This window comes from Bacteroides sp. Ga6A2 (assembly GCF_000702225.1).
Classification (GTDB): Bacteria; Bacteroidota; Bacteroidia; order Bacteroidales; family Bacteroidaceae; genus Ga6A1.
Genome location: NZ_JNKX01000064.1, coordinates 1 through 13,209, shown reverse-complemented (window position 1 = coordinate 13,209; position 13,209 = coordinate 1). Strand labels below are relative to the sequence as shown.

Below are 13,209 nucleotides of genomic sequence, written 5' to 3'. Positions count from 1 at the left end.
AGTTCCACGAAGCGGTTGTACGAAACGGCGTCCGGAAAATCATGTTTTAGCTGCATCTGGATACAGCTGAGATAATACTCCTTGAAGTTCTTGTATGTGCCAAAATGATAGCATACGAGGATGGTCATAATCTCGCTTTCGGAGAGTCTTCCCTTACGGTTTCTGTGACGTTTTCCGCTGCCGTCTTTGGATGGCAGACGAAGGTTTTTCTTCAATTCCTCGTTCAAATTCTTGTCAAACTCGTCGATAATACAGAAAATTTCTGTAACTTTGTCTCTGGTAATCATTGCTATTATATTTTGTAACTTGTTTGTTTTCAGCTATAAAGATACAAATAAATAGCGAGATTACCAACTTTTATTTGACTTTTCTTATCCCGAACTGGCGTATTTTATCCTACAATATTTTCCAAAAGAAACTTTTGACATAACAAAATTAACAATTATCTTTGCTGCACATTTCGTTGAAAAACATTTAGACATCGAAATACAATAACAAACATTTTAACATCCTAAAATAATGAGAAAATTTACAACTTTGGTCATTAGCTTCCTAACCTTTTCAACCAGCATCTTTGCGCAGAGCCACAAGTATTATGACACAAAACATGAAATTGGCGTAACGATAGGTACTCTGGCATCTACACAAATCGGCTCAATGAACGACAGTCAGCTAACAGACATAAGCCCTTCTGCCGCAGCAATAAAAGCCGCCGGACTTGAATCATACGACACCAATAGTTATTCCCCTTATGGTCCAACCACATATCTGCCAAACATAAGCATTGAGTACTATTACCATGTTAGCAAAGTTATAGGTATTGGCGCTTTCCTTGCTTTCAACGGAAACAAACGCGACATGCATTTGACATATCTGGACAAATACGAGGTGTGGCAAAGTAAAAAGACAGGCGTAGCAAGATTCTACAACTTCAGCCTCACCCCGTCAATCAGGTTCGATTACCTGAGAAAAAAGAATTTCGGTATGTACGGAAAGACTGGCATAGGAGTAGGAATAATGTACGAAAGCCAGAAAGAGGACGTGAAAGAAGGTGTTGACTTTAACGATGCCACCCTTGTATTTATACCAAGTATAACATTGCTTGGCATGGAAGCAGGAAGTCCGAAATTGCGCGTATTCACAGAAATAGGCTTCAGCGACCAGGGAATACTGCTTCTCGGTGGCAAATACAGATTTTAAACAATTCACAATTCACAATTGAAACTTGAAAGTTGAGAGTTGAAAGCAATTCACAATTGACAATGGACAATGTTTTTTGTGAGTTGAGAATTGAAAAATATAAAACGAAAAAAGCAGGAGACAAGAATCACTCTTATCCCCTGCTCTTTTATTTTACACCGAATCTTCTGTCATGACGGTTGCTCACCCCCAAAAGTAAGCCCTGCCGTTGGCGGTCAGTCATCCGTTTTCTTCATGGAATTCGGATTAAGATACACCGCACTACTGTTTATTCCGCCATAGGACTCGGCAGCATTCCTCATTGCCTCACAGCCCTGATACTTGTCTAATATGCCCGAATCGACATACATAAACTGCGTTGAGACTCTTACACCACCAGCGCCATCCTCGCGCGAATGTACCCAGACGGCTGCCGCGTCTGAAATCTCACCGCTCATTGCCAAGTATCCGTCGGCTGACGAGAATCCCAGAGGAGACACGACATCCCAAAGCAGCGTTGAGTCCAACGGGTCGAGCATCACCTTAAATCCGCGAACCTTGGCACGCGGCACTCCCGTAACCAAGTCGGTTGTCTGCCGTCCGTAAAAGAATGTCAGCTGGTCGCCAGCCTCATAATCGTCGTTGCACGCTATCAGCGCATTAGAAAAATCGGCAACGGTGGTAGTGGCAGAAATAGCCAGTCCGCCGAGCGAGATGTCGCTCACCAGCACATTGCCATCATCAAGTCGCATCGCCACCGAAGGCAGCGAGCCGCGTGTTATCTGGTACGGAGCAAGCACGCTACCGCCATTCAGCAGCACCTTCTTGCCGACATACACCTTCACGACGTTCACGTTTGCCTGCATAAACGCATTGAAGTCGCTCATTCTGCCGTTCAGTCCCTCAAAGCCTCTCTTCAGCGTCTGGTTGAACTGGCGAAATACCGCTGCCAGATTACCCCACTGGGCGCGCACTTGCATCTGTGCCTCCGAACGCTTTGGCACACTGTCCTTTGCCGGAGCTTCACACACTATCGTACCAGCCTTTGTACGACGATAGATAAACTGTCCAATTCTGCCACTCAACTGTGTGGCAACGCCTGTTACTTTTGCCATAGTTAAACCCTCCAAAAAATTTCAAGTGGCTGCGAATGTCCGCAACCGTTGTTCAACATTAAACTTTTATAATCAAACCAACAACCCACACGCAGTGTGTTGCCGGATTTGTTCTCACGCCAAAGAAAAGCAGCGCACTGCCGGGTTTATACTCCCGACAGAGACGCTGCTCAAAGAACCCAATAGATAATACAGAAGGCAACCCTATTAAAAGGCTGCCTTCACTTGTATCTTATCCTACTTTTTTCAAATCAATAAGTTTCGGTACTATTTTTTTGTTACTATCCTAAAAAAATTATTATAGCAAACGAATCCTCTCGATATAAGAAAAACTCTGTTTGTTATAAACAAAGAACGATACGTTTTTTTGTTTTCATCTAAAGGATTATTTATCTACTATACTTTCCAATGTCGTTACAAAAGGCAAATACCTAATTTCACCTCTTCTCTGTGTTTTGAGAATATCAATGTTGCCCAAGTCTGATGGACTTTGTGGATTATATTCAAGCAAAAGGTACTTAACTGCATCTTTCTCCAGTCTCTTGAGGTAATCAGACGGAACATTGTCTGGCTCGACCAACACAGGCTCATTCGTTAAACAATATACCTTGGGATTACCCCAATAGTGGAACAACAGATACTTCACGCTCTTATACGCTGCCAACTGTTCATCTTTCAGCATGGCCTCCTTGATTCCAATTGCAATCTTTCCAGCAGACTCGGTTTTCTGACGAGCACCACTGCCAATAGCGTACATCAGAATCAAATCCAATCTGCCATCGGTCAGTTCTTCTTTCTTTGTGTCAGGAAGGTCGACAGGAATGCTTCCATAGATAAAGATGTCTTCTGCTGCCATCTGTGGCCCGAATTCCACATCTTCGTAACGATGCAATGAAATGACGGTCGCATCACGCTGCTCCGCATCATACCCCGCTGCCTCCAGTTCTGTTATATTCATACCCGTAACAAACAGGTACATGTCAATGACAATACGAAGTGCGGCATCCACTTCCTGCTCAGAAATATGTATGCTACCGTGCGACTCTTCATTTCGCAGTTGCCTAACCATTGTAAGCCGCTGATAGAATTCCTGAAATGCCGGATTCGGATTATTCTTTAATCCTCTCAGTGCAGGGAATGCAAATATCGCATTAGAGAGTGTTGCACCCTGCCCTTCCTCTTTGGCCGGAAGTTCTTCTCCATGTATCAAATAATAGAGTTTCTTTAGATACACCTCATATCGCATCAACAGCATGTCCAGATACATTCGTTTGTCAATCAGCGACAATCCTTCTGCCATACACACCATGTTTAACGACTCTTTCACCACACCATCCATGCCGTCAAGGCTTGACAGTGAAGGCGTGTCCAGCACCATGAAGAAGTTTCGAACGACCTCATTGATACTGCGCATATAGCGTGACAGGCCACTGAAATGATCAGCGAATGTCTCAATGATTCTCTGTCGGAGATTTCTCTCATTATACTCAGGACGCATCTTCCGACGGGCTAAATCCATCAGAGCTTCTATTGAAAAATCACCTGATACTGTTCCCGTTGATGTAGTGTCGTAATCGAAGTCCGACTCTCCATTTTCCACATGGTGCAAGTCTGCCAAGAAAATAGCGAACAGCTGTTCCGCATTGTCATTGAGCATCTGTTTGAAGCGTTCTACCTGAACGAAATCCGTCCGAGTCTTCAGGCTACGACGATACCTTGACTGTACTTTCTTATACTCTACAAACTTCTCGTCTTCCGTATAGTTGTCGTCCTTAGCGTAGGCACAGAATTCCTGGTCAGCCTTGATATATTGGAACATCAGACCAATTTCCTTCAGCCACAACTGCGCCTGCTCAGCAGACAGTTGCGCTGACTCATGCAATTTCTGCAAAATAGCCAGAACCTGCTCCATGCTCTTGCCTTTCGGACGTTGCGAACCTGAACCGCCACGTGGTCCAGGTTTTCCACCTCCGCCACCGCTGCCATCATCATCGACCAATGAAATACCAGGTTCTTCGTCACTGTCTATTACCTCAAACTCGTATGGCTCTTCGATATTCCGATTCGCCACTTCTCTATAAATATTGCAATAGACTTGCCAGAACTTCAAGAATACATCATCGTAATACTTGCTGTCAATCACGAAAACGTCTTGCAGCATACGGATGCTGGAGAAGTAGCACCCTACTGAATTACGTAGGTCACGGGCAGAATTTATCTCTGGCGCAAAGTCTGCATCTGTAGGCTTCAAGTCATTGTCCTCGTTATGCTTCCTTGCAGCAGTTTCTTGATTGAAGCACTGCTCAATCCAACTGCGCAGACCATATTCCATATCCAACACAAAATGTGTGTCTTCACGTTCACGCTGATAGCGAGAGAACCATTGCTGAAAGGGCTCGCAGGCTTGCATCTGCCTGAAAATAAGAGCTACCAGTTTAGCTTCACCCTCTGGGTTGAAGTCAGATACGACCATGTCACAGTACTCCCTGAACGCCTGCTTGATATTGCCGACGTTCACGTTCTTCCATGAGCAATCCACGATATGACAGTCTTCCTTGTGCTTGTTGTATTTGCGATTCACACGGCTGATGGTCTGAATGGCATTGATACCGCTGATTTCCTTGTCAAGGAACAAAGTATGCAGTTTAGGTTCATCGAAGCCAGTCTGCAACTTGTCAACCACAATAATCAATCCATTCTTCGCCTGTCGGAAGTTCTGAATCACTTTTTCTTCACTCACACCACCATTCAATGTAGCACACGATTCATGACGCTGGTCATCACTATAGACTATGGCGATAGGAGCATCTTTGTATTTCCTGAAATCGGGTTCCTCGCATTTCTTGGCATACAGATCACGGATAACATAGAAATACCTGATAGCATTAGGAATGCTGGTTACAGCCAACATTGCCTTACCCTCACCACGAATCTTTTTATATACCAGACTTACCAAACGCTCAACAATGAAAGACGCAATCTTCTGCCTACGCTCTTCCAAATCGTAGATTTTCTGTTTCCGCAGTACGATGTCGATGTTCTCTTCATCATCTTCTTCCACTCCTTCAGGAAGTTGGAAATCAACTGGGACAGCGTATGGTATGATAACCTTTGTCGGATCCAGAATAAATCCGTCTTCTATGGCTTCACGCATCGTGTAGCAGTCGAATGGAACCCAGAAATGCTTAGTCATGGTCATTTTGAATTCACCGAACTTGCTCAGCGTCTCTTTGCTTGGTGTAGCTGTGAAACCAATAAGCAGGTTTTTCTTTACCACTGTCTGACCACCCACATTGAACGTCTGCTGTAAACGTGCGAAGATGTCAATCATCTCCTGATTGTTCTCACCTGAGTTACTGCGATGTATCTCATCAATAAGGAATGCCACACGCATCTGCTTCAGTTTCTTTCCTGCAGCAGACAATGCGTCTTGCAGGTCGAGGAACTTCTGGATATTTACAACAATAATACGTATCTTGCTATCCAGCGCTTTGATGAAGGTATCTCTGTCAACTGCTTCTATGAACATAGACTTGTCAATGTTCATGTTCATCATCATGGTGTCCAACTGGTCGCGCAACTGCAACCTGTCAACGACTATCATTACCTTGTCATAGGCAAGCTCGCCCTCATATCGGTAGCCTTTCAGCTGCAAGGCTGTCCAACCGATAATGTTGCTCTTGCCAAAGCCCGCAGCATACTGCATCAGCAACGAATATACATATTTGTTATTGCAATAGCGTTCGCGAAGCAGGATATACTCTTCTATCTTCGGTCCAGGGATGCCCAATGCCTGCATCTCCTTGCGCAGTTTGTTGATATAGAAGTCAGGCTCTTTCTCATGATCCAGCATTTCCTGAATGCGCCCCATAATCTTATCACACCCGAACTTCTGTTTCGGGCGTGGGGCAATGAGATGACCAGTATTAGACGTGCGCTCTTTGACTCCGTTCTTTTTTACGTATTTGTATTCGATGAAATTGTAGTAGAGAATCTCCTTCTCTATCATCTTCTTGGAGTACAAAGCTCGCATCACTTCCTCAAAGCGTTGCTTCTCATCCTGTGTCAGGGAACTGACAGGATAGGGCTTGAAAGCTTCAAGAATTAGCGGAGTCAGTTCGTCAACTGTCTTTGGCGATTCACCTGTAAAGCCCTGATGTGCAATGTCGAAGAACTGGCCTATGCCTCGCATCACATAGGTCTCGTTACAGTCGCTTGCTGTCAGATGAATGGCTTTATCATAGATAGCCATCAACTCCTTGCGTTGTTTCATCACTTGTGGATCGCAACGTTCCTGTTCTGTCAGAGCCTTTACTGTAGCCAGATAGTCTTTTGCCACTTTCTGGCATCCGTTGTCGCGGGCTGTCTGTCCTTTGGTTACAGACTTTAGCTCCATATAGCCCAGATATATACCGTTCAGGAAGAACATCACGTCGGGACGGATGCCATACAACTTTGTGTCATCCACCTTTAGCGTATGACTCGATTCTTCGACAGCACAGAAAATGTTCTGATTGAATTCTTCATCTCCTTTCAGTTCTGTACCCGACACATAGAACAGCCACACCTTCTCACCTTCAAACGTAATGGACTTGTTTCTATTGATGAAGATGGCTACATTCTGTGAATCTAAAAGCGATTCCTTCACCTTGTCTTTCAAGGCCGTTTGCAGTTTCTGCTCATCATTTCCAAACTTCTTTAGCAGACGCGCCCATGTGTCGGGCTGGCTATTCCTTACAAACTCGCCCATAACAGAAGGGATAAACAAATCGTTGCTTACAACGATGTTGCTTACACTACGATAACCCAAGCCACCTTGCTCTTCAAGGCGACAAAAGTATTCCATCACATACTCATGCTGTATCTTCAGTTCGTTCATACGCTGATGCTTTTACTTGTTGATTTCGTTATATAGTGCCAGCCCCTTCACTGTCAGCAGATATTTTTGACGGGGATGACGAGGCTTATCTGGATAAAGTATGCGGACATAACCCTCTGAAATTGCTGGATTAAGGTTATATTCCAGAAAATTCATTCGGTCTTTAAGCCCTAATTTCTCAAGCATTTCCCTGATTGATAATTGTTCGTTTCCAATTACCTTGATTAGACGTATAATCAAAGCGTTGTCAGTATGGAGCATGCCCTGCACTTGAGGGGTACTTGAGGGGGTACTTGAGGGGGTACTTGAGGGGGTGTTCTCTGGCATCTTCCACTCTTCGGGCGGGTTTATCATCATATAACGGTTTTTCAGCGTATTATTCTCGCCTAACAACAGGTTACGGAAGAAACGTACCAGAAACAATGACTCATAATTAATTCCGTTATTCAAATTGCGGTAGTTGGCGCGTACCAGTGCATTGCGAAAATACCATGAATGACGTTCAAACAGGTCGTTGTTTACGCTGAATCCTTGTGAGCGCAGGTACTTTATGGTGAAAATGGCAGTGGTACGTGTATTACCTTCACCAAATGGATGTATCTGCCACAAACCAGATACGAATTTTGCCAGATGCTCCACCATTTGGTCTTTATTCAATCCTGTATAATCAAACAGTCGCTCTTGTTCCAGGTCGTATTCTACAGCCATTTGCAGGTCCTGCCAGCGTCCATAAAGCACAGAATCGCCGCGCAGCACCCACTCCTTTTTTGAGATGTCGTAGTCGCGGAATCGTCCGGCATGCTTAAACACACCTTCAAAAATGGCACGATGAATAGCAGCAAATCCTGCAACGCTATAGGTAAAAGCGTCTGTCTGGAGAAGTTTCGAGATGTTACTCGACACACGATCTGCCTCTTCCTTTTCTGCGTCGTCATCGTCGTGGATGGTTTTCTTGATGTAGTATTCCTTTACCAGTTCGCGTGCTTCGTCGATGGTGATTTCACCCTCAATATTCCTGCGGGCGGTCTGCTGCAGGTATTCCGAGGTTTTCAACCCATCCACAGCCTGCAAGCCAATAGCCACACGCCAAGCCTCAGCCCTCTCCTTCTTCTGGGGCTCACCTTGGCGTATATACTCGTCGAAATTGATATACTGTTCGTTCTCGTTCATACGCAAGTATATTTTATACGGCACGCTGACCAGTTATAACTTCGTTTATCAATGCTCGCTTTAATCGCTTTGAGGCGTCAATCTGCTTTCCAATGTTCTCTATTGCAGCATCAATCTTTGCACATTTCTCATCGAGATAGCTGGCTATGGCTTGCTGCTCTGGAAGAGGAGGACAAAGGACAACCACTTTTCTTAATTTCTCATAGGTAAGGTGCATAATTGAAACCAAGTTTACTATTGACTTATAATACCCCATTTGGCCCAAGAGAAATGACAAATACAAAAAGTATTTAGAGCAATAACCTTTATTAAGTGTCAATTTTTGCACAGAATTTTGGATATAGCATTCTTGAAGTTCTCCAGTCCAATATGCAGATTTCCCGACTTCTCCGCCTTCAGAAATAACTATATCACCCTTACACAAGCGCAAGATGTTCATTTCGCTCTCGCTAAAGAACATGTTCTCAACTTCTTCTAGTTTTAATTCAAGCCAACCAATGTTTTTTGATTTGAGGTATGGTTTAAGAGAATATCCATCTTTGGGCTTTTCATCTAGCATTTTACCCAACTTCAAATCCCCGACCTCTTTTATTCGCTTCACCTCCCAATGCTCAGGAATCTTTCCAATCCATTCGATGCCTGAATCCTTCAAACGAACATCAGGATCAAGACCTCGGGTAACAGCCTGATGAATAACGCTTTTCTTCAGTCGTGCATACGCATCCTGCTGCTTCTCCAAAACCTCAATCCGCTCGTCTATCTTGGCAAGTTTCTCATCAAGATAATCCACAATACGCTGCTGCTCTGATAAAGAAGGAATGTCGAAAGTAATACCTTTGATGTCCTCTACAGCAAGACCTTCTCGATTAGCTCCTGTCTGAGTCAGGTCTATTTGCTGTTGTCCTACATCAGAAATTATACAGTAGTGCAAATAATCAGGTTTCACCTTGTTTTTCTTAGGACGTATAATGCAGACATGCTGATTTACATTACCACGTTCAAAGTCTTCTGAGGTATAATAGCACCTGCCAATAGATGCGCCTGTGATATTCAGTAAAACATCACCTGGCTTCACCCTAGTTCCTTTCATAGATTCGTCAACTTCTTCAGAAATAAAGGCAATGTCATCCATTAAGAAACCATCGTTCGTCACATTCTGACTTCGGAACAAAGGAATTCCCTCGTCCAAATATGTCTCAGCGCCACCACGAGGTGTAACACCGCTACCTACCTTGGTCGTATAGTCTTTGATTCTTAATATCATAGTGCAATACCTTTCATTTCTTTTGCCAAGTTCTCTAGTTCTGCAAGAACATCTTCGACCTTGTCAATTTTCTCTGGCACATAGAATTCCTTGTTGAAGTTCAGCTCCACACCAACTACGTTTTTGCCAAATACGTATGGCTTGAACACATACTTCTGCATAAAGGCCTCGATCTCACGCTGGTTCTCGTGCTCATCCAAGTGGTGAGGAATAATCTCATAGTCACTTGTGGTACGCGGTACAAGTTCCACCTTCAGAGACTTCTTTCCCTTCGAAGTGCTCAAGTCAAACTTAAATGTTCCACATCCCATGGCTTTACGTCCTTCTTTGCTTTCAATAATGACAGTTTCCAGTTCATTGTCGTAACTATAACTGGTACCATCTTCGAGGGTTATCACGATTCGGTCTTCATCTATGTTAGCAGCCTTCAGTTTGTTCTTCAGCGCATTTCCCGCATTAGTATCGAGTTCTTTCAACTCCGTCAACGTTTCATCGTTCAGCACAACAGACTTAATCTTTTTCAATGCAACAGGCTCTTTTAGATACTCACCATTTACATCCACCTCTGTCAGCGTTAAACTCTGTTTGTTGTAGTAGAAGTGTTCGCGGTCGAATATCTTACAGATGTCGCTTGGTACAAAGTCGGTCAGAGCCTTTACTATGGCCTCACGATGTTCAGCATTCATCTCACGGCGCTTATCACCCTTCGACTTCTTCAGAGGTTTCCAAAGATTGCTTCCATCTATTAAAGCCACTTTGTCTTTACGCTCAAATGGTTTCTGCTTGTTCATTATCCACAGATAGGTGTAGATACCCGTGTTGAAGAACTCACTTTGAGGCATCTGGATGATGGCTTCAACCCAGTCGTGATCGAAGATATACTTACGGATATTACTCTCTCCGCTGCCTGCGTCACCGCTGAACAGCGTTGAACCGTTATGCACCTCAACGGCAATACCACCTCCTGCCAGTTTCCAAAGTATATGCTGCATAAAAAGCAACTGACCGTCGCTTACGGCAGGCAAACCACCAGGGAACTGTCCCTTTTGGTCGTTCTTTATCTCCTTCTCATAACCGCTCCACTTGGTGCCGTATGGCGGATTGGCCACAATCACATCAAAATCCTTGTCGATAAACGGTGCAGTAGTCAAAGTATTGCCATAGTGGATTTGTGAGTGACTGCGGAAACGGCTTTCAATGGCAGCCAAAGCATAGAGAGCATCATTGTATTCGCTGCCCCAAGTGTGGATGTTTTGATAACCAGCCTGAGTGTGCAGACGGTCGGCCACACCAAACAGAAGGTTTGCACCTCCACATGTGGGGTCATACACATGGATGTTCTGACTCTTAGGCTTTGTAACCTTCGTAGCCACGATATCGGCAATCAGCGAGATAATATCGTCGGGAGTATATTGCTCTCCGGCAGTAGAAGCACTGATGTCAGCCCACTTACGCTTGATATGCTCCTCCAACGTAGTGATGGCAGAGTTATCGTATGGCGAAAGGTCTATCTTAGACCATGCCGTAATGACGGACAGAAGAATCTTCTTGCTGCGAAGCTCTGCCACATAGTAGTCCATATTGAGAAACTTCTTCTCGTCCTTACCGCGCTCTATGCCCAGCAACTTCTTCAGCGTAGGATCGAACTCACTCAGATAGCTGGCAAAGTCCTGCTCAAACGTATTGTCGTTATTGCAGATATTCTGCAGCGTCTTGCCCTGCATCACGATATATTCGTTGTAGCCGCAGCCCATGTCGATGAAGGCTTCCTTGAAATCTTCAGGATCATCCTTCACCGTCAGACCTTCCTCTTCCTCTACAAGCTTCATAGCATTAAGCATACGTCCTTCGAGCATCATCAGAGCGAAGAACGGCATCATGTAAGCAGGGAAATCACTCTGCTTTACACTGGCCGCCAGCAGCAAGTCTGCTATCGCCCATATATCGCTCTCGTAGTGCATTATGTCACGAGGCTGAGACTGTATGTTGTTTTGTTCTTTCATATCGTTTACTTGTTTCTGGGTGCAAAATTAATGTTTAACTGTGCAGGTTTTCTTCATCGATACGATAACTGTTATGTACATTGTTTGTGATGTTCTTCATCGTTGATACGAAATAGTGGAATCATATAGTTCGTATCAACAAACCAACAGAGGCGTTTCTTACCTTGTTTTAGTTTCTCATCTAACTCGATGCTGTAATCCGCTTCTAAGATATTTATGTTGTTCTGAATGGTACGCTTGGAAACATTAGGCCTATCAATTCTACACAATGCCTTGTTGCACTCATCAACAAGGTCGTCGATGGTGTATTCCCTATATCTATTTCTAAAGCACTTGTTCAGAACCTGATACCGCAACAATACTTGTTTATCTGCTGGCACAACTAAATTTCTTTATCTTTATTCCACTTCTAAATCTGCACTACTGTACAAATTTGACGGGCACTTATAGCCTACAAAAATACAAAAATCTTCTGAATAGTCCTTGGTTAATATTACAATTTGTCTTTTTATGGCTCATTTTTATGATTTTTTGCAAAAACTTCCATTTTGAGACATCTTGCTGATGTATTTTGTAATATTCCAAGTATCATACCTGTTATTTTGATAGCAATAAAAATAACGAAGGATTTTATAAACGGACTCATCTCCCCCCAAAAAACATTGCCAATTATCTCTAAGTTTGCAGATGGTTGCGGCGCAGCCGCATAAGAAAGCAACTCTAAACTTTCGACTTTCAAGTTTCAACTAAAGAAAATTGCCAATTATGAGTGAGTTGTAAATTAGGCAGTTTTTTCAATTTTCAACTTTTCAATTTTCAATTAAAGAAATTGTCAATTGTCAACTGTGAATTATTATCGGCTTTCTTCCCCGTACCTACTCCGTAGCTACCCCGTTCCTACCCCGTAGCTACTCCCTTGCTATCGGCTTACTTCTTCGAACCTTGCCCGTACCCTCCGGCTTACTATCGGCTTACCATCGGCTTGCTATCGACTTGCTATCCCCTTACTTGCCCGAACCTTCTGCCTTACTTGATACGTTTTTTCAAATTTCAACTCTCTTTCAAAAAAATTGTCAACTGCAATTTTGAATTAAAGCAGTTTCAATTTTCAACTTTCAACTTTCAACTTTCAACTCCCCCACCTACCTTGGACGTACTTTGCCACCATTTTGTATTTACAAAAAAACAAAATAGTCTTTTTTTCTACCATTATGAATTCTCAATTCTGAATTATGAATTATCCATTGTCAATTGTGAATTGTGAATTGTCAATTATGAATAATGATAATCCGCAATATCCCCAAATGTGTTATCTTTGCAATTGAAAAAAATCATAGTCAAATGAAGTTGTTGGATTTTGCAAAACATTTCGACAGCGAGGAAGCTTGTGAGAAGTACCTCAAGGAAACTCGCGAAAAAGAAGGTATAAAGTGCAGCCGCTGTGGCTGCGAGAAACAGTACTGGAACCGTTGCCACAAACGCTGGATGTGTGCCAAGTGCGGACATGAGACTACCCTCAGGTCGGGCACGGTTATGCACGGCAGCAACCTTCCACTGCTATACTGGTTCACAGCCATTCACTTGCTCACGTCCACAAAA

General features: G+C 43.6%; 8 protein-coding genes and 1 pseudogene. 2 read left to right on the top strand and 7 right to left on the bottom strand.

Going from position 1 to position 13,209, the window contains the following annotated elements; genetic code table 11:
* Positions 1-287, bottom strand: a pseudogene (locus T538_RS0113120) (IS982 family transposase); the annotation flags it as partial.
* A gap of 232 nt (positions 288-519) precedes the next feature.
* Here T538_RS0113120 and T538_RS0113115 point away from each other — a divergent pair.
* A complete protein-coding gene (locus tag T538_RS0113115) occupies positions 520-1,200 on the top strand; it encodes a hypothetical protein (protein ID WP_031534373.1) in 681 nt (226 codons plus the stop codon).
* A gap of 215 nt (positions 1,201-1,415) precedes the next feature.
* Here T538_RS0113115 and T538_RS0113110 read toward each other — a convergent pair whose 3' ends face one another.
* The 6 genes from T538_RS0113110 to T538_RS0113080 form a co-directional block, all read right to left on the bottom strand.
* Entirely contained in the window at positions 1,416-2,294 is an 879-nt protein-coding gene (locus tag T538_RS0113110) for a hypothetical protein (RefSeq protein ID WP_031534371.1), read from the bottom strand.
* Between the two features lie 385 nt (positions 2,295-2,679).
* Complete coding sequence (locus T538_RS17845; protein ID WP_051656095.1) at positions 2,680-7,173, bottom strand: type I restriction enzyme subunit R domain-containing protein; 4,494 nt, start codon at positions 7,171-7,173, stop codon at positions 2,680-2,682.
* Between the two features lie 12 nt (positions 7,174-7,185).
* Entirely contained in the window at positions 7,186-8,343 is a 1,158-nt protein-coding gene (locus T538_RS0113100) for a Fic family protein (protein ID WP_031534367.1), read from the bottom strand.
* A 13-nt stretch (positions 8,344-8,356) separates the two neighbouring features.
* The gene (locus T538_RS0113095; protein WP_031534365.1) at positions 8,357-9,607 is read right to left on the bottom strand and encodes a restriction endonuclease subunit S; all 1,251 of its coding nucleotides are present in this window, start codon (positions 9,605-9,607) and stop codon (positions 8,357-8,359) included.
* On the bottom strand, positions 9,604-11,610 hold the full coding sequence (locus tag T538_RS0113090) for a class I SAM-dependent DNA methyltransferase (protein ID WP_051656094.1): 2,007 nt from the start codon (positions 11,608-11,610) through the stop codon (positions 9,604-9,606). Before T538_RS0113090 ends, T538_RS0113095 begins: the two co-directional genes overlap by 4 nt.
* A 508-nt stretch (positions 11,611-12,118) precedes the next feature.
* Complete coding sequence (locus tag T538_RS0113080; protein ID WP_031534360.1) at positions 12,119-12,349, bottom strand: hypothetical protein; 231 nt, start codon at positions 12,347-12,349, stop codon at positions 12,119-12,121.
* Between the two features lie 602 nt (positions 12,350-12,951).
* Here T538_RS0113080 and T538_RS0113075 point away from each other — a divergent pair.
* Positions 12,952-13,209: transposase (locus T538_RS0113075; protein ID WP_031541362.1), on the top strand; the 258-nt coding region annotated here is incomplete at its 3' end.